The organism is Paenibacillus sp. FW126-R14 (genome assembly GCF_058789495.1).
Map to the genome: position 1 here is coordinate 72,721 of NZ_JBYTBS010000008.1, position 18,014 is coordinate 90,734.

Sequence of the window (18,014 nt, forward strand, 5' to 3'; positions counted from 1 at the left end):
TCCTGAGCCAGCTATTTAAGTTCATCATCCGAATTGTAAGCGAAACGAGCGCTAGCCGCAATGTTAAAATCGGCTTTATTCGCCAAAAAACATCAAATTTTTGGATGCAATTCAAAGGATTTTCAGGTTTGCTGTCGAAATAAATTTTGGGACTATCAAATTATTAATTAAGTAGGCGAGATCTTTGAACATTTTTGACGACTTACTCCTCAATATCCTTGTTCTAACCATCCCTATTGTTTTGACCCATATCGTTTGGCTTGATAGGCCGGGCACCCTTGACAGCTATGACCAATATGGCAAGGTAGTCATCACGATTATTAGCTCATTAGCGGCCATCTTTTGTATGACGCATCCCTTTTTCAAATCTATTGGCGATCATTTCGATCTCCACATTATCCCTGTACTCATAGCTTTCCTATACAGCGGCATACGCTCAGGACTTTTCGTTTCCGGAGTCATACTGGCCTATGCTTACATCATGAATGGTCCGAGCTTCTTCTGGATCGTTACCTTATTAGCTATTCTTGTCCCCTTCATCCTGGCTTTCATCGCGCTGAGCAATTGGAAGCACATAACCCCCAAAGTAATGTTTCCCACCCTGTTGGCATTCGTTAGTGCATTAGCTACTTTCTGTATCACTCTGCTGTACAGGGTGGGTTCATTTATTCAGGTAGATCACACTTTTTTATTTTACGGCTTATTGTATTGTCTGGTTCACCTGTTTACGATGTGGCTGTTGACTAATTTAATTTCCCGCATCCGCGAAAATGTGAAGACGCGTCAAGAGATCCAACGCTCCGAGAAGCTCAATGTTCTAAGTGAATTGGCTGCCTCCGTCGCCCATGAAATTCGCAATCCCATGACCGTTGCCCGGGGCTTTATGCAGATTCTCAGTCAGTCACAAGTCCCTGAAGAGAAAAAACAAGTATATACGTCCATGGTGATCGAAGAAATTGACCGGGCCCAAAGCATTATTACCGATTACCTGTCCTTTGCCAAGCCGGAGGCTGAGAAGCTGGAGCAGCTGGATATCTCTTCCTTATCGCCGATGCTAAGCAACCTTCTTAACCCTTACGCCGCCGCGCGGGGAGTGGACCTTCAAATCGATATGGAGAATTCTCTAATCATCCGGGGCAATTTGGAAAAAATGATGCAATGCTTAGTGAATCTAACGAAAAACGGCATTGAAGCGATGCCGGCCGGAGGCCCGCTTCGAATCATAGCCTTCAAAAAAAACGCAAAGATTATTTTGAAAATCATGGATACCGGGGTCGGCATGACCGCCGAGCAGATCAATCGTCTCGGAACGCCCTTTTACTCTACAACGAATAAAAGCACAGGTCTCAGCATGATGGTCTCCTATCGGATCATTCGAACATTCGGTGGCGACATTGAAGTCGCGAGTCAGCCCGATCAAGGCACCTGTTTTACAATCTCATTGCCCGCCGTTTGACCCGCTTGCCAGAATATCCATGATTCCTTTGAACAAAGGAATGGCCTTGTTGCTCTCCGAAGGATCCGTGTTCTTGATCACGACGGAAACCGCATACTTCGGAGAATCGACCGGGCCGTATCCGATAAACCACTGATTCACTTTCTCCTGCTTGCCAACCATCGTTTGCGCCGTACCGGATTTTCCCGCGAGCTTCCACTTCGCCCCCTTCAATCCTTGGCCTGTTCCTTCCGTCACGACCTCTTGCATCCAGTTCAATAGCGTCCGGCTTGTTGAAGCCGAAACGTACCCGGCGCTTGCTTCCAACTTATGCGGCTCAAATGACTCCATCACCCGGTCGGTCCGGTACAGGATTTCTTGGACTACTCTTGGCGAGTACCCTTTTCCATTATGCAGCAAAGTAACAATCATATTCGACGCTTGCAGCGGGGTCATCATGACATCCCTTTGACCGATGGCCGTTTGCATAAGAACCCCCTCATCGTCGTGCGGCGTATGGGCGCCAAAGAGCTGTCCGTTCTCTTCGCTGTCGAGCTGCCGGAGGATCACTTTCGTGTCCGTTTTCCCCGTCCATCCCACCTCGTCGAGCACGCCAAGCTTATGCGCATAGCTTTCTAACTGAAGGGGCGTCAGACGCTGCATAACTTTGGCGAATACGATATTGCAAGACTGCGCAAAGCCCTGCTCTAGGGTCAAAGGGCCATGCCCCTCTTTCCTCCAGCAGGTAAACCCATATTTGCCAAGAGCGCCTTCACAGGTAAATGTCTCATTCGGTTTAACGACTCCCAAATCCAGGGCGGCAGCGGCAACGACTGTTTTGAAAATAGAGCCGGGAGCAGTTGCTTTAAGCGCATAGTTGCTCCAGCTCTTGCTGGCAAGATCCACAGATGTCGGATCATAATTGGGCCTGCTTGCCATGGCGATGATATCCCCATGCCCCGCTTCCTGAACGACAGCAGCTCCTTCGCGTATGTTCAGTTTATCCATGAGCGTTTCTATCTGCTGCTGTACGCTTGCATCGAGCGTCGTTACCAGCTTGACGGGATAGAACTCATTATTCGGCGCTATCATACGGGCGTCCAGACCTGATAACGGCCTTTTCCCGGCATCCGTAAAGTACGAGATTGAAGTCTCTCCGATGCCGCGAAGCCACAGATCGAACGTTTTTTCCAGCCCGGCTCCGCCAATCTTCGTTGTCAGCGCGACTTTGCCTTTCTCTAAATCTGCGCCGTACAAGTTCATCACGCGATCCGGATTTTGCCCGATGAATCCGATCAACTGACGTGCCGTCATCCCGCCAGGGTAGCGGTCTTCCATCTCCACAACCTTCACATTCGGCAAATTCAGCGCCTCAATCTGCCGCTCCTGCCCATCCGTGAGCGGTGCCGGTTTGCCTCCACCCTCAGTACGCCACACTTGCGGTTCTTTCAGATCCTTCGTGAATGCACGCCAAGACTCCGTGTTCGTCCGCAAAATCCCGACAAGTTGACTCACCTGCTGTGGATTAGGCTCCAGTTTGCTGTGGATTGGGAATACGACAAGAGACTTCACAATTCTTCCTGTCATTGGCTGCAGATGGCGGTCCAGAATTTCCCCGCGGCCGCTTTCGAGGACGAGCCCACGCTGCCTTTGAACGACCGAATTTTTAAGCAAATTAATCCCATGTGAGCTGTAGTTTTCCGTAGCTGCGATCTGAATCCAGAAAAGCTTGCCTGCTATGCCAATAAACAGGAGCACGATTGTAAGAAGAACAAGAAAGATACGACGTTTTTCAAGTGAAGATAACTGTTTGACCCTCATACGCTAACCCCTAACTTTGTCATCCATCATTAACTCTGATGTTCTCAGTATCGTCATCCTTGATCAACGACAAACCGCAAGCCGACTCGCTGCCAAACAAAAAAAAGCCCACCCTCTTTAAAAGAGAGCGGACTGCGAATCGTATGTAGGAGTGCTATACTTCGAATTTGGACAACGTGTCGTTCAAAGATTTGGAAAGCTGATCCAGCTTGTCCGACAATTTGACTAATCCGTCGCTAATGCTAAGCTGCTCAGAGCTCAAGGAAGCTACTTCCTCCGATGTCGCAAGCGATTCCTCTGCTACCGCGCTGACGTTCGTCATAGCGTCAGAGAGAACGACTTGGGACTGCTCCAATGTAGAAATCGAATCGCTTACCGTGCTCAACTGCTCAATGAAACCGCCCATGTGGCTGGTTACTTGTTTGAAAATAATATCGGCTTCTTTCACCGCTAAAATTTGTTCCTTGAATATCGGAGTCGCTGTCGAAAGCACCTTAACCGTTTCATCGATTTCTTTCTGAATGGTTTCTGTAATTTGACCCACGACATCAATCGATTGACGGGATTGGTCCGCCAGCTTCCGGATCTCATCGGCAACAACCATGAAGCCTTTGCCGGCAGCTCCGGCGCGCGCAGCTTCAATTGTCGCATTCAAGGATAAAATGTTCGTTTGTTTCGTCATATTGTTCAGAACATCCAAGATTTTGCGAATCGAACGCGTGCTGTCTTTCAAATTATCGACTTTATCGACCATCGACCGGATCATTTCTTCCGTCAGGTTCGTCTTGGAGATTAGCTCGGACATATATTTCGTGCCCTGCTCACTCGAGCTCTGCACATCCGCAGCGGAAGTCCCCATCTCGAGGTTCGCTTCGATAACCTGCTTCATTTGGATGCCGATATGATGCGTCAGCTCATTTCCTCTTTCCGACTCCGTCGCCAAGCCTCCGGCCCCGTTAGAGATTTCGTCCGTTGCTACAGCAATTTCTCTTGCCGCAGTAGCCGTTACTTTGGAGGAATTCGTCAACTCTTGCGCGGTTTCAAAAACGGCTTGCGCAGAAGTGCTGGTTTGTTGAACCAACGTCGTAATCTGCTGCATCATGACATCGAAGCTTGCGCCCAGCTGTCCGATCTCATCCTGCGTGGCATAGTTGGCGCGCACCGTCAATTTACCTTTGGCGCCTTGCTGCATCAGATTGCGAAGATTAATAAGCGGCCGCCCAATCATTCTGGCAACGAACAATCCGATTAATACAGCCGCAATAGCTGCAAATAAAGCGATTAGAAGCGTATAGTTGAATATTTTCTTAGCATCCTTCACTAAAGCGCTTACCGGGATATCCCCGATAATGTTCCAACCGGATAACGGCGATTTGTAATAGGCCACCAAGTGATCGTCTTTCGTAATAAAGGAACCGTTTTCTTTATCCATTTGCTCTTTGGATAATTGAACGGCAGCATCTTTTTCAATATCCTTAGTTTCTGTAACCGCAATGTTCTTATTCGTCGCACTCGTAATGGCAACCTGACTGTCTTCTCCCAAAGACATCCCATTGAGTTCTTTCGTCAAGAGATCTGTGCTGAGCTCCAATAAAAGAACGGCTGACGTGCTGTTGGTCAACGTATTTCTCATTAAACGGCCAATGGCGAACGTATTCGTGGAGGAGCTGGAATATCCCTTAAGCCTGCTATCGAACCAGACGACTTTCCCGCCGTTGTCCACAATTTTCTTGAACCACTCCGCCGAGCCGGAATTTTCGTTTAACGAACTTCCCCCTGAGCCTGTAATGACGATCAACTTGCCGTCAGGCCGGTAAAGGTGAAGCGTTTTAATTGACTTGTTTGCAAAAGTCACGACATTCAATTTATCTGTTAGTTGGCGAACAACCTCCAGAGATTCATAAGACGCAGGATCCAGCGTAGGAACTTTGTCAAGCAGATCCTGCAGCTCCTTATTCAACATAATTTGCAAGGATGCCTCTTCAAAGGTTTGATACAGGAAGTCCAGCTTTTGGCCTGCTTGCGTCACGGTTTGCAAAGATGATGTTGACGCTTGATTCTTAATCACGTTTTTGGAAACGCTGTAAGAAATCATACCCACAATAAGAACAAAGAACAGAATGCTGATAAAAAACATTAAAAACAGCTTCATGCCGACAGACTTCACCGGATTTTCAAACTTAACCTGCTTCATTTCTTTAAACGCGACTGTGCCCACTTGCTTCGATGTTTGACCTGCCGCACCAGCCATACGCCCCCATGGAACTTTTCGGATTGTTTGAACCACAACTTTGTTGACAAATGCGAGAATACTTTGGAGTCTTTTTTTCATTTTTGTCACCGCCATTAGTTTCTGTTTCATTGTCCCCCTACTATTTTCCCAAAATGAAAAGGGTTTCAATTGAGGTTTTAAACTCATTTCGACATGATTTACCATTTTCCTTTAATATTCGCTTAAAAAAGCAATAAAAAAAGAAACTTTCTCCAATATACCCCAGTCTGGAGAAAGCTTCCATGGTACTATTTACCTGTTTTCTTACGCATCATATCCCATTTTTTTACAGGTAAGTCTGTTTTAAGTGTAATAACTTGAAGCGGATGCCTTGCTGCATCCAGTTCCTGCCCTTCATCATTCCAGATAGCGCCGACCTTTTGTTTAAAATGCGTCCCTTCCGGTCCGAAGAATTCAATTTCTTGCCCTGGCTTGAAATGATTTCTTTGCTGGATCTGCGCCGTACCGGATTCTTCGTCATAGGACAACACCAAACCTACGAAATCAAATCCAACCACCTTATCCTCCGGTTCGAAAATATGATCTTCATGACCGGGCGCCTCATAGAAGAAGCCTTCGTTTAGCGGTCGGTTGGCCGCCTTATGAATCTCTTCCTGCCATACAGGATTCAGTTTGAAATTGTCCGGATCTTCAAAATACGCATCGATGGCTTGCCGGTAAGCATTGACAACGGTAGCCACATAATGGATGCTCTTCATTCTTCCTTCAATTTTGAAGCTGTCTACGCCCGATTCGATCATATCCGCGATATGCTCGATCATGCTGAGATCCTTCGATCCCATCGTAAAGGCATCATCCTCTTCGCCGAACAAAGGCAAATCCGTTGCGAGCGGCGCTGACAAAGGTTGATCCTTCGCAAACAGATCATACTTCCAGCGGCATGATTGCGAACAGCCTCCGCGGTTGGAGTCGCGATCCGTGAAATGGTTGGAAAGCACGCATCTGCCGGAATAAGAACTGCACATTGCGCCATGAATGAAAGCTTCAATCTCAACATCGACATGGGCTTTAATCTGATCGATTTCCGCCATACTCACTTCGCGGGCCAGAACTACGCGTTCAATGCCTTGCTCTTTCCAGAACTTTACAGTTTGCCAGTTCATCACAGACTGCTGCGTACTCACATGAACTTCCAGCTTAGGCGCCACTCTCCGGCACGTTTCCATAATGAGCGGGTCCGCCGCGATAATCGCTGAGATGCCTACCTCCTGCAGACCCCGCAAGTACTCGTCAAGCCCCTCAATGTCCTCGTTGTGCGCATAAATGTTCGTTGCAACGAACACTTTGGCCCCGTACCCGTTAGCAAACTCAACCGCTTCGCGCATCTCTGCGAGCGAGAAGTTATCCGCGCTGGAGCGTAGTCCGTATTTCTGGCCGCCAATATATACCGCATCGGCTCCGTAATGGATGGCGAACTTCAGTTTTTCCAAATTGCCCGCAGGGGCAAGCAGTTCCGGCTTATGCAGTCTTACACGCTTTCCTCTTGCTCGTGCTTCTAATGCTGTCGTCATCTCGAAAACGCACCTTCTTCCATCTATCAATATACCTGTTCCTTATAGAAAAAACCGTACGACAATTCACGTTCAGGATCTTGCAGCTCATCTATCGCATCCAGCCATTCCTGCTGAAACACGAATCCTTCCGGGTCGGCAGCGTAAGCGTCAATGACGGCACGATAGCTTCTAATGACCGTTTCATTATAGGCAGCAGACTTCAATAATCCTTCGATTTTAAAGCTATCGATGCCCCCATCCATCAGCTCGGGCAAATTCTCAAGCATGCAAATATCTTCGGAGCTCATGATGTGCGTGCCGTTGCTGTCCTCGTACACAGGGTAACGCTGATCACGGCGTTCATGCTCAATCAAGAACAGGCCGCGTTCAATAGAGCGATCCTCGGAGGATGCATCTTTGCCTTGGTGTTCGATATAATTTTTCACTAACTCTCTCTTAGAATGATAGATATTAGTGATACCATGCACTTGAACTTCAACAGCCAGCTCAGTATTCTCTTTAAACATCAATACCTGTTCCATGTTCAACTCTCTAGCCAGCACAACCCGGGAAGCTCCCTGTCTCCCCCAATAATTCGCAGTCGCGAAATTGGTGGAAGTCATCTCTGCATTCCAATGCAGCGCTAACGGCGCAGGCAAACTGCGCGCAGCCATGAGGACCGACGGATCGCCGAAAATAACGCCATCCACACCATACTCCTGCAGCTTGCTTAAATATTCGAATAGACCCTCTAACGAGCCATTATCAAAAATTTTGTTGACTGACACATACACCTTAGCCTGCTTTTCATGCGCCCAAACCACGGCTTCCTCGATTTCGTTCAGCTTCACTTCTCCGGGAAGCCGCATGGCATAACGCTCTTCACCAACAATCACGCTATCTGCGCCCGCTTCAATCAATCTTTTCAATTCAGCGACTGTGCCGCAGCTTACTACCAGCTCTGGTTTTTTCACTTGCTTACCCTACCTTCTGTCAGCTTCCTAAAGTCATTCTATTTCGCAGTTTTCTTGCTTTCCGCAATATTCTTCTTGTGTTCCTCAAATGTTTCGGCGAACAAATGCCCTTTCGTGCCGTCCTTTTTTGTTACATAAAACAAATACTTCGTTTCCTGCGGGTAGATCGCCGCTTTCACCGAGGCAAGGCTCGGACTGGCAATAGGCCCCGGAGGCAGGCCTGTATTCAAATACGTATTATAAGGGCTCTGTATTTGCAAATCCTTTTCCAACAACCGATCTTTGGATTTATCAAATAAATACTGCACCGTAGCGTCGATTTGCAGGGGCATATTTTTTTTCAATCTGTTTTCAATAACACCGGAAACGAGCGCCCGTTCGTCGTCCTGGACAACCTCCCGCTCAATCAAAGAAGCGATTGTCAGCATCTGATGCACGCTAAGGCCGCGCTCTTTGAGCTTGTCCTTCCAGTCAGGGGGCAGCGTTGCCAGCTCCTTGTCAAGCTGCTGCAGCGTTCTCTCGATGAATTCTTGCTCCGTTGAGCCCTTCTTAAATTCATAAGTTTCCGGGAACAAATAGCCCTCAAGCCGGTGCTTCAGATTCTTATTGTCCGGAATACCGCTTGCCGCGGTGTCCCCGGTAAGACCTGCGGACGAATCGGCCAGCTGCAGGAAAACATCCTTGCTCCATGGCGTCTGTTCACTTAGTTTAGAGGCAATCTGTTCAATGGTGAATCCTTCCGGAATGGTAACGCGAATCACCTCTTCCTTTACGGTTTCCCCTTTATTCAGTTTTTCAATCATCTCATCGAACGATATGCCGGGCTTCATGCTGTACTCGCCGGCTTGGAACCTGGACCCCTGCTTCTTCACTTTCAAATAATACGTAAATATCGATGAGTTCTTAATAAGTCCCTTTTTTTCAAGTTCCTTAGCTATTTCTACTGACCCGGCGCCTTGAGGAACGGACACCCTCACTTCCTGGTCGGAAGCTGTGACCGGCTGCAGTCCATTGGCGATATACAATCCAATGCCACCAGCTGTTCCGATGATAATAAGCAGGAGCACCCCGATAATCAGAAGCGTGAGCTTCAGCTTGCTTCGTTTGGTCGTATGTCCTTCGCTCTCTTGATCAAGCATGTTGTTCACGAGTAATCCTCCTAAGCTTTTTGCCCCAGCAGATCTCTGCTATGGCAAGCTCTCCAAGCAAACAAAAACGAGCGGATGCGCTCCGCTCGGTTGTTTGCTTCTTACAAGTCATCCCCATCTGGAAAAACCATTTCATCGTAGAGCTCCGATACAGTTTCGTACTCGTCGTCGTCTTCGATCGTTTCCAGCTCGTATTCCCCGTCCGCACCTTGTGTCACTCGGAAAACAGCAACCTCGTCTTCCTTCTTGAGTTGATCGGATTGCAAAACGGCATACGTTGTATTGTCATATACGAATTCTTTAAGAAGATGATATACCGTAGATTCATTTTGCTCATCAAACAAAATAATATCATCCCCGTAAGCTTTACGCAATACGTCAGAAGGCGTCGTACTCATGCTTCTTCTTCCTCATCGAATTCCGCCATTAAGGTATTGAAGGTTTCTTCCACGATGTTCCATTCTTCTTCATCCTCGATGGTAAACAGCTTCAAATCCTCGCCGTCGTCATCTTCTTCATAACGGAATGCGTACACTTCATCGGATTCTTCGTCTACTCCGTCTGTAGGCACCACCATCATGTACTTCTTGTCAGAACCGTCCACTTCGAATTTCATGATAACCTCGAACTCTTCTTCGTTGCCTTCATCGTCCGGGATGTAAATGATTTCTGGTTCCTCTTCACGCAATTCTTCTTTGGACATGTTCATTCACCTCTTCATATTGGCATCCATGTACCCTTGCAGGATGATCTGCGCAGCCATCTTATCAATGACCTGCTTCCGCTTCTTCCGGCTCACATCTGCTTCAAGCAGCGTGCGAGTCGCAGCAACGGTAGTTAAACGCTCATCCCACAAGTGTACTGGTACACTTAGTTTTTGTTCTAATTCTTTTGCAAACTGGGTGGCAAGTTCGCCACGAGGACCAATCGTGTTGTTCATATTTTTGGGCAAGCCGACGACAATTTGCGTGACGCCATACTGTTTGACAATGGCCTCCAGCCGGTCGATGTCTTCCCCGGGTTTACGACGGTGTATGACTTCAAGCGCTTGAGCCGTCCATCCCAGCTCGTCGCTCATCGCAACGCCAATCGTTCTATCCCCATAATCCAAGCCTATCCATCTCATGCCGGTTCCCATTTCCTTCTATTTGTGTTGACCCAGATAAGCACGAACCAACTCTTCAATCAGTTCGTCCCGTTCCCGTTTACGAATGAGGCTCCGGGCATTGTTATGCCTTGGAATATAAGCAGGATCTCCGGAAAGCAAGTACCCGACAATCTGGTTGATCGGGTTATACCCTTTTTCCTGAAGAGCATCGTACACCGCCAATAACACATCTTTCGGCGATGTCTCAATTTCTTCTGCTTTCACGTTGAACTTCATCGTTTTGTCCATGGAACTCATCAGGAGCACCCCACTTTCCTTGTGATACCATTTGTAAAATATTTGAAAACTGTTCCGTGTATACTGGTTTATATTCTCTATGGGTTTAAAAATTCCTGTCCCATAAAAAAATAATTATGCAAATTGGGAAAGAAGTCCTTCAACGCCGGATAATGCAGCCTGCAATTTGGAAGCGTCTTTACCGCCTGCTTGCGCCATATCCGGCCGGCCTCCACCGCTTCCGCCAACAGCCGTCGCCACTTCTTTAATGATTTTGCCGGCATGGAAGCCTTTGGCTACAAGATCCGGTGTGACTGCCGCGACGAGGTTGACTTTCTCGTCCGCCACTGCGCCAAGCACGATCACAGCAGAGCCCAGCTTCGCCTTCATCTCATCGACAATGTTGCGAAGAGAATCCATGTCCGCAGCGTTCACTTGGGCAGCTAATACGGATACGCCTGCCACTTGTTTCACTTGATCGCTTAACGAGCCCGCTTCAATACGTCCCAGCTTGCTGCGCAGCGACTCGTTCTCACGTGCCAGTTCCTTTACTTGCTGCAGCGCTGCTTCCACGCGTTTAGGAACGTCCTGAACGTTCGACTTGAGCATGCCCGCTGCTTCTTTCAACAGCTGCAGCTGCTGGTCAAGGTATTCGTACGCGCTGCGGCCGGAAACCGCCTCAATCCGGCGTACGCCTGAACCGATGCCGGACTCGCTGACGATTTTGAACAGGCCGATTTGCCCGGTGTTCTGCACGTGGCAGCCGCCGCAAAGTTCTAAGCTGTAATCGCCGACTTGCACGACGCGCACGATATCGCCGTATTTCTCGCCGAACAAAGCCATAGCTCCCATCGCTTTCGCATCGGCAATTGGTTTCAAGGAGATGTCGACTTGGATATTATTCCAAATTTGACGGTTTACGCGCTGCTCCACATCCTGCAGCTCTTCACTGCTGATGCTGCCGAAATGCGAGAAGTCAAAGCGCAAACGATCCGGTTCAACAAGGGAACCGGCTTGGTTAACGTGCGCTCCCAGAACTTCCTTCAGCGCTTTATGAAGCAAATGGGTAGCCGTATGGTTCTTGATGATATCCCCGCGCTCCGCAGCCGCTACGATGGCTTCTACGGTATCTCCTTTGCGCAGAACGCCAGACTCCACGACGACCTTGTGTACGTGCTGTCCATGCGGCGCTTTGCTCACATCTTCCACCTTCAGCGTAACTTGGCTGCTGCGGATTGTTCCATAGTCGCTCACCTGGCCGCCGCTTTCCGCATAGAAAGGCGTGCGGTCTAGAATAACTTGGCAAGTCTCGCCTACGCCTACAATATCGACAAGCTCGTTCTCATGCACGATGGCTTCGATACTAGCAGTAACTACCAATTCATTATATCCAACAAATTCGCTTTTAACCGTCAGTTCAGACAGCGGACCGCCCTGTACCTTCATTCCGCCTTCTTTCTGACTTGCCGCTCTAGCGCGGTCGCGCTGCTCCTGCATCGATGCGTCGAACCCTTCACGGTCAACCGTCAAGCCTTTCTCCGCAGCAAAATCCTCGGTCAAATCGAATGGGAAACCATACGTATCATACAGTTTGAAAGCATCCGGTCCGCTGATTTGATTCGTGCCGGCTTGACGCGTCTTCTCGACCATTTCGCCAAGGATAACCAAACCATCGCTTAACGTTTCGTGGAAACGCTCTTCTTCCGTGCGGATAACCTTCTCGATAAATTCACGTTTATCGACAACCTCCGTATAGTAGACGCCCATGATTTCGCCGACGGTAGCTACCAGTTTATACAGGAACGGTTTATCCTGGCCAAGCACTTTGCCGTAACGCACAGCGCGGCGCAGCAAACGACGGATGACATAACCGCGGCCCTCATTGGAAGGAAGCACGCCATCGCCTACGGAGAAAGCAACGGTACGGATGTGGTCGGCGATCACCTTAAAGGCCACATCATGATCATCGCTCACATGATATTCCATGCCTGTAAGCTCGGATGTTTTATCGATAATCGGTTTGAACAGGTCCGTGTCGAAATTGGAATCTACGTCCTGCAGAATCGAAGCGAAACGCTCCAGCCCTGCTCCCGTATCAATGTTTTTGTTAGGAAGCGGTGTGTAGCTGCCGTCCTTGTTATGGTTGAACTGTGTAAATACGAGGTTCCACACTTCCAGGAAACGTTCATTTTCTCCGCCTGGCCAGCATTCTGGATCGGACAAGTCGCCGTATTTATCGCCGCGGTCATAGAAAATTTCCGTACAAGGACCGCATGGACCTTCGCCGATATCCCAAAAATTATCTTCTTTGAGCTTATAAATACGCTCTTCCGGGATGCCGATTTGTTTGTGCCAAATGTCAAAAGCTTCCTCATCGTCTTCGTGCACAGTGACAGAAATGCGATTCGGATCAAAACCGATCCACTGAGGATCCGTCAGGAACTCCCACGCCCATGGAATAACTTCTTTCTTAAAGTAATCGCCAATGGAGAAGTTCCCCAACATTTCGAAAAAAGTATGGTGACGACGCGTTTTCCCTACGTTCTCGATATCATTCGTCCGAATACATTTCTGAGCGTTTGTAATCCGCGGATTTTCAGGAATTTCCCGTCCGTCCAAATAAGGTTTCAAAGGCGCAATACCTGCGTTGATCCATAGCAGCGACGGATCATTGTGCGGAACAAGCGAAGAGCTGGGCTCAACCTTGTGCCCTTTACTTGCGAAGAACTGCAACCACTTGGAACGAATTTCACTTGCCTTCATCTCTCTCAAGCCTCCATAATTGTCTATAATGTTTGAAAACAAACAAAAAACGCCCCTGTAACATACAGGGACGAATCATCGCGGTACCACCCTGGTTATTGCGCTCTCCTCCTGCCGAACGTGCGGCAGAGAAAATCAGGCAATCTCCTTGTGCGGATCTGTAACGGGTCCAACCGGTGGAGTTCTTCCACACTCCGAAATCAGCGTTCAGCCATCCTAGCACCGAGAGGTTCTTCCAGCCGGAATAGCCGTGAATTCTGCTTTCCGGAACCTCATCTCTGACAGTGGACTATGACTTACTTCGATTTCATCAACGTTTTTGCAATAGATCTAGATAAGGCAAATTATAACTTTATGCCGCAACCGTGTCAATATTCTTAAATGTTTATGAAACCTATTTGGGCTGGGCAACGTATGTATGTACTATACAATCTTGTTAAAATTTAACGATTAGGAAGTGATGCTATTGGATCTCTCATCGCTGACATTGCTTGGGTTAATTGCTCCTGTTTTTGTGCTCGTGATCTATATCATCACCAAAACGCTCATTAAAAAGGAAATTCCGGATAGCAGGTATAATCCTTTCGATTATATTACCGGCCAATCCCGCGTTGAATTTCAAGAGCAGAAGGAACAAAAAGAAGAAAAGAACGATCAAGGAGACGACAAAGATAAAGCTCTTAAAAATGTAGTTGACAATCGTTCTCAATGATCGTATACTAAATTCATTGATAATGATTTTCATTATCGAACAGCAACAAAGACGAATCAACGTATCATTCATTCCGTAGCCCATTTGATGGTTTACGTATGCCACACCCTTTAATATCCTCAACCCTCGTGCAAAACCCCTGTGTGCCATGATCCCGCAAGTCATGGTACACGGGGGTTTTGTGCGTCTGCTTTAGATAAGGCTAGGTTGTGGGCCTGTGAACATAATGCAAGAAGACATGCTGAATGATCACCTTCATGACCGCGAAGAAGGGTACTGCCAATATTAAACCGACGATGCCCGCTACTTCCCCGCCTACCAATAAAGCAAAGATAATGACTAACGGATGCATATGCAGTCTTTTTCCCACTACCTGCGGTGAAATGACATTCCCCTCCAGAATTTGGACGGCGAGGTTCACCAGCGCGACGAACAGCACCATTTTCAGCGAAATGGTTGAGGCCATGATGATCGCCGGCGCCGCTCCAAAAAACGGCCCAAGATACGGAATGATATTGAAGATCGCGACAACGCTGGCAAGCAGAAGCGCATATGGCATATCAATGAGCCAATACCCCACATAAGCAAGCCCCCCGATCATAACGCAAACCAATAATTGGCCGCGAATATAATTCCCAAGCGCCGTATCGATGTCGATGAGCAGCTTGACAGTTTTCTTGCGATGCTCCTTCGGTACGATGGCCAGCGCCGTCTTCTCGATAATTTGAAAATCTTTCATCATATAAAAAGCAACGAACGGGACGATGAACGCAACAAACAGCATCGAAATGGTGCTGCCAATTTGGTTCATGTATTCTGATATCGCCATGGAAATACTGTTTTCCAGCTTCGTTAAGGAATGATTGAAACCCGTTCGCACGCTGTCGGGCAGCAGTTGATTCTGATTGAAGCCGTCTACAATCGATTGAGCGCGCATCTCCATCTGCGGCATATGCTCGTTCAATTCCGCGATTTGCGTCATAAACACCGGGGTCATGTTCATGATAATGACGGTGAGCGAAGAGATAAACACACAATAAATGAGCAGCACGGCAATCGTTCTTGGCACTTTGCGCTGGTTGAGCATATTCACTACCGGGTTCAAAATGTACGAAATAATCACCGCGATGAAAAATGGCGCTAAAATCGCTTTTAAAAAAGTAAACAAGCTTTGTAGAATTGGCTTAATTTGCAGCAGCATATACAAACACGCCAGGGCCAAAAGCAAATATACGAGCCCTACAAACCATCGATTTTTCCAAAAACGTTCCAACCCGTTCACCTCAGTGACTCTAAAATGTTTATGCCCATACAGTATATGTACATGCTGGTCAAATTAACCTTCACAGACTGAAAACAAAAAAACGTTACTTTCTCGGCACAGGGTGTGCTCAAAAAAGTAACGTCTCCGGCTTGCAATTATGATTAATTGGCGTGTTCTTGGATCAAAGGCATTTCTTCTTCAAAAAACAAATCATCCAGAGAACTTAGCGTACCGTCTTCTTCTACTTGATACACGGACATTTTCTCTCCGTTGACGCTGAGTTCGATAAAGCAACCCCAGCAATAAAATTGGTGGGAACCGATCTTTCCAATATCTTTGGAATTACAGTTTGGACAACGCATCTTGCTCACCCTATTCTTCTTTGGATACGAAGAGTTCTTCCACTTCCTGAGAGCAATGTACAGGCACGATAATGGCATCTTCCCCTTTGGTTGCCGAATCCGGCATAGGAAGCCATCTGCGCCCTTCCTTCAAATCAGAAATAAACCCTTCGGACAATTCATAACCTACTATTTGTTTACCCCAATCTTGGGTTAAATAAACATCTTCTACCACGCCTAATTTGTCTCCACCGATTGTAACGACTGGAAGACCCTTAATCGCCCGGCTGCCTTCCAGAAAAGCATGACACTCCTCGGCATGCTCAAACTCGATAATGACTTTATCGTTCGGTATGGTAACGGCATCTTCGCCGGCAGCGACGACTCCATCCCACGGTACGTACCGTAAGGAGGATAACCACATCTTTGCTTCAAGAATGATGCCTCGTATGTTCCACTCAGAGTCAATCAACAGATCTTTCACTTGGCCTATCTGCTTACCGGAATCTACCGTCAGAACGGGGAGTCCGATCAAATCGTGCGCTCTGCGCAAGGTGTTTTCCTCCTAGAACCACCCGGTACTAATTATTACGCAACCGATTGACAATGGTTGCAATTTTCTGGGCGGCCGTTTCAATTTGATCTTTAGAATTCCCCATTCCAAAGCTAAATCGAACGGCAGAGGCGGTAACATTTTCTGGAAGTTTCATCGCTTGCAGAACGTGCGACACTTCAAGCGAGCCTGACGTACAAGCAGAGCCGCTTGCTGCAGCCACATCTTCCAAATCAAGATTCATGAGCAGCGTTTCTGTGGATATTCCCGGGAAGCTAACGTTCAAAATATGCGGGACACATTGTTCGGCATGGCCATTGATCGTAAATTGATCTCGGCCTAAATGCTGCTCCAAGCTGGCAAGCATGCATTGTCTAAGCTCAATTGCATTCTCATACAGACTGTCGATCCTAGGGAGAATAACTTCTATCGCTTTGGCAAACCCTGCAATAGCCGCGACATTCTCTGTTCCGGCGCGGCGCTTTCTCTCTTGAGCGCCGCCATAAACGTAAGGGACGAGCTTCGTGTTCTTGGATACGTATAACGCGCCTATACCATTAGGGCCATATATTTTATGAGCGGATAAGCTCAGCAAATCAACCGGGAGTTCACGAAGATTCAGGGGAAGTTTACCTAACGCTTGCACGGCATCGACATGAAAAGGAATTTGCCGGCTTCGGGCCAACCGGCCTACTTCTTCAATCGGCTGAATCGTGCCGACTTCATTATTCACATACATGATGGAGATGAGAGCCGTATCGGGACGAATAGCCGACTCCACATCTTCGACTTGAATAAGACCAGTCGGACCTACTGGGAGGTAGGTCACCTCGTAACCGAGGGTCTCCAGCCGTTCGCAGGGATGCAGGACGGCATGATGCTCAATCTCTGTCGTAATGATATGTTTCTTGCCATCTCTGTTTCCACCCACGATTCCAAAGATGGCCATATTATTGCTTTCGGTTCCGCCGCTCGTATAAATGAGCTCGCCGGGAAGACAGCCTAATGCCTTAGCCATCCCGTCACGGAAGCGGTTAAGCGCCGTTCTCGTCGCTCTGCCGAAGCTGTGTGTGCTGGAAGGATTACCGAAATATGCTGTATAAAAAGGAAGCATAGCCTCCATAACGTCGGGATGCACCGGCGTAGTTGCCGCGTGATCAAGATAAATAGGATTCATAGGACACCCTTAAATATAAAACATGTAATTGTCGTGTTTGCCAACATCCTCGAAAGAAATCAGATTCGCAAGCGTAGTCGAATCGAGCACTTCCGCAATGCTGTCGCGGATACGAATCCATAAGTCGCGCTTCGCCGGGTCATCTTCCTCCGTAAAGTCGACAGGACTGATCGGTCCTTCCAACACACGAATCACTTCTCCTGCAGTCACTTGGTCAGCGGCTTTAGAAAGAATATATCCACCGTACGCTCCACGAATGCTTTTGACCAATCCTGCGTTACGCAAAGGAGCAACAAGCTGCTCGAGATAATGCTCGGATAGCTGGTGCTTTTCGGCAATACTTTTCAGTGAAGTCGGACCTTCACCAACTCGATTGGCCAGCTCCATCATGATCGTTAAACCATAGCGGCCTTTTGTGGAAATTTTCAAAATTACACCTCATTCAACATTTATGCCATCAAGGGGGCTAATTGATATTACGAAAAATTGTGAGTTGCTTACCGTATGCTTGTCCGCGTTCGGACATGATGCTCGTCCCTATCTTGGTAAACAGCGTTTCCATTTTCAAGAAAAACATTCCTAAACATCCGTATATCGTATACATGTTATCATAAAATCCTTGTTCTGTGGGGGAAAAACAATGACATTCTCATGAA

Annotated in this window: 17 protein-coding genes; 2 read left to right on the forward strand and 15 right to left on the reverse strand. The window is 47.7% G+C overall.

From position 1 onward, the window contains the following. Positions 1-184: 184 nt before the first annotated feature. On the forward strand, positions 185-1,456 hold the full coding sequence (locus AC3WRW_RS07860) for an ATP-binding protein (protein WP_492545793.1): 1,272 nt from the start codon (positions 185-187) through the stop codon (positions 1,454-1,456). Here the strand turns inward: AC3WRW_RS07860 and AC3WRW_RS07865 are convergent. The 10 genes from AC3WRW_RS07865 to alaS form a co-directional block, all read right to left on the reverse strand. Beyond that, complete coding sequence (locus AC3WRW_RS07865; protein WP_492545794.1) at positions 1,439-3,256, reverse strand: peptidoglycan D,D-transpeptidase FtsI family protein; 1,818 nt, start codon at positions 3,254-3,256, stop codon at positions 1,439-1,441. The genes AC3WRW_RS07860 and AC3WRW_RS07865 overlap by 18 nt on opposite strands. Before the next feature lie 154 nt (positions 3,257-3,410). Continuing rightward, positions 3,411-5,588 carry a methyl-accepting chemotaxis protein gene (locus AC3WRW_RS07870; protein WP_492545795.1) on the reverse strand — a complete coding sequence of 726 codons (2,178 nt, stop codon included), beginning with the start codon at positions 5,586-5,588 and terminating at the stop codon, positions 3,411-3,413. A gap of 188 nt (positions 5,589-5,776) precedes the next feature. Continuing rightward, entirely contained in the window at positions 5,777-7,060 is a 1,284-nt protein-coding gene (locus tag AC3WRW_RS07875; protein ID WP_492545796.1) for a peptidase U32 family protein, read from the reverse strand. A 26-nt stretch (positions 7,061-7,086) separates the two neighbouring features. Then, on the reverse strand, positions 7,087-8,016 hold the full coding sequence (locus AC3WRW_RS07880; protein WP_492545797.1) for a peptidase U32 family protein: 930 nt from the start codon (positions 8,014-8,016) through the stop codon (positions 7,087-7,089). 38 nt (positions 8,017-8,054) lie between these two features. Next, positions 8,055-9,155, reverse strand: coding sequence for an endolytic transglycosylase MltG (gene mltG, locus AC3WRW_RS07885; protein ID WP_492545896.1), 1,101 nt, complete (start codon positions 9,153-9,155; stop codon positions 8,055-8,057). A gap of 110 nt (positions 9,156-9,265) precedes the next feature. Further along, entirely contained in the window at positions 9,266-9,562 is a 297-nt protein-coding gene (locus tag AC3WRW_RS07890) for a DUF1292 domain-containing protein (protein WP_492545798.1), read from the reverse strand. Further along, a complete protein-coding gene (locus AC3WRW_RS07895) occupies positions 9,559-9,867 on the reverse strand; it encodes a DUF1292 domain-containing protein (protein ID WP_492545799.1) in 309 nt (102 codons plus the stop codon). Before AC3WRW_RS07895 ends, AC3WRW_RS07890 begins: the two co-directional genes overlap by 4 nt. 6 nt (positions 9,868-9,873) lie before the next feature. Continuing rightward, the gene (gene ruvX / locus AC3WRW_RS07900; RefSeq protein ID WP_492545800.1) at positions 9,874-10,290 is read right to left on the reverse strand and encodes a Holliday junction resolvase RuvX; all 417 of its coding nucleotides are present in this window, start codon (positions 10,288-10,290) and stop codon (positions 9,874-9,876) included. A gap of 18 nt (positions 10,291-10,308) precedes the next feature. Continuing rightward, entirely contained in the window at positions 10,309-10,569 is a 261-nt protein-coding gene (locus AC3WRW_RS07905; RefSeq protein WP_028555746.1) for an IreB family regulatory phosphoprotein, read from the reverse strand. A gap of 114 nt (positions 10,570-10,683) precedes the next feature. Continuing rightward, positions 10,684-13,311: an alanine--tRNA ligase gene (gene alaS, locus AC3WRW_RS07910; RefSeq protein WP_492545801.1), complete on the reverse strand. Its 2,628-nt coding sequence runs from the start codon at positions 13,309-13,311 to the stop codon at positions 10,684-10,686. 466 nt (positions 13,312-13,777) lie between these two features. Between alaS and AC3WRW_RS07915 the strand changes: the two genes are divergently transcribed. Then, positions 13,778-14,023 (forward strand): DUF3951 domain-containing protein, encoded by a 246-nt coding sequence (locus AC3WRW_RS07915; RefSeq protein WP_171686934.1) that lies wholly within the window; start codon positions 13,778-13,780, stop codon positions 14,021-14,023. Between the two features lie 202 nt (positions 14,024-14,225). Here AC3WRW_RS07915 and AC3WRW_RS07920 read toward each other — a convergent pair whose 3' ends face one another. The 5 genes from AC3WRW_RS07920 to cymR form a co-directional block, all read right to left on the reverse strand. Further along, positions 14,226-15,296 carry an AI-2E family transporter gene (locus AC3WRW_RS07920; RefSeq protein WP_492545802.1) on the reverse strand — a complete coding sequence of 357 codons (1,071 nt, stop codon included), beginning with the start codon at positions 15,294-15,296 and terminating at the stop codon, positions 14,226-14,228. Between the two features lie 152 nt (positions 15,297-15,448). Then, the gene (locus AC3WRW_RS07925) at positions 15,449-15,649 is read right to left on the reverse strand and encodes a YrzR-like zinc ribbon domain (RefSeq protein WP_079419326.1); all 201 of its coding nucleotides are present in this window, start codon (positions 15,647-15,649) and stop codon (positions 15,449-15,451) included. A gap of 10 nt (positions 15,650-15,659) precedes the next feature. Continuing rightward, complete coding sequence (locus AC3WRW_RS07930) at positions 15,660-16,181, reverse strand: PRC-barrel domain-containing protein (RefSeq protein ID WP_492545803.1); 522 nt, start codon at positions 16,179-16,181, stop codon at positions 15,660-15,662. Between the two features lie 28 nt (positions 16,182-16,209). After that, complete coding sequence (locus AC3WRW_RS07935; RefSeq protein ID WP_492545804.1) at positions 16,210-17,358, reverse strand: cysteine desulfurase family protein; 1,149 nt, start codon at positions 17,356-17,358, stop codon at positions 16,210-16,212. A gap of 9 nt (positions 17,359-17,367) precedes the next feature. Beyond that, positions 17,368-17,787 (reverse strand): cysteine metabolism transcriptional regulator CymR, encoded by a 420-nt coding sequence (gene cymR, locus AC3WRW_RS07940; protein ID WP_171686930.1) that lies wholly within the window; start codon positions 17,785-17,787, stop codon positions 17,368-17,370. Positions 17,788-18,014: the final 227 nt, after the last annotated feature.

What these genes read in the sequence shown, in the direction of transcription:
- AC3WRW_RS07865 (WP_492545794.1), bottom strand. Translation starts at nt 3,256, where the DNA reads ATGAGGGTCAAACAGTTATCTTCACTTGAAAAACGTCGTATCTTTCTT.
- AC3WRW_RS07870 (WP_492545795.1), bottom strand. Translation starts at nt 5,588, where the DNA reads ATGAAAAAAAGACTCCAAAGTATTCTCGCATTTGTCAACAAAGTTGTG.
- AC3WRW_RS07875 (WP_492545796.1), bottom strand. Translation starts at nt 7,060, where the DNA reads ATGACGACAGCATTAGAAGCACGAGCAAGAGGAAAGCGTGTAAGACTG.
- mltG (WP_492545896.1), bottom strand. Translation starts at nt 9,155, where the DNA reads ATGCTTGATCAAGAGAGCGAAGGACATACGACCAAACGAAGCAAGCTG.
- AC3WRW_RS07890 (WP_492545798.1), bottom strand. Translation starts at nt 9,562, where the DNA reads ATGAGTACGACGCCTTCTGACGTATTGCGTAAAGCTTACGGGGATGAT.
- AC3WRW_RS07895 (WP_492545799.1), bottom strand. Translation starts at nt 9,867, where the DNA reads ATGTCCAAAGAAGAATTGCGTGAAGAGGAACCAGAAATCATTTACATC.
- ruvX (WP_492545800.1), bottom strand. Translation starts at nt 10,290, where the DNA reads ATGAGATGGATAGGCTTGGATTATGGGGATAGAACGATTGGCGTTGCG.
- AC3WRW_RS07905 (WP_028555746.1), bottom strand. Translation starts at nt 10,569, where the DNA reads ATGAGTTCCATGGACAAAACGATGAAGTTCAACGTGAAAGCAGAAGAA.
- alaS (WP_492545801.1), bottom strand. Translation starts at nt 13,311, where the DNA reads ATGAAGGCAAGTGAAATTCGTTCCAAGTGGTTGCAGTTCTTCGCAAGT.
- AC3WRW_RS07925 (WP_079419326.1), bottom strand. Translation starts at nt 15,649, where the DNA reads ATGCGTTGTCCAAACTGTAATTCCAAAGATATTGGAAAGATCGGTTCC.
- AC3WRW_RS07935 (WP_492545804.1), bottom strand. Translation starts at nt 17,358, where the DNA reads ATGAATCCTATTTATCTTGATCACGCGGCAACTACGCCGGTGCATCCC.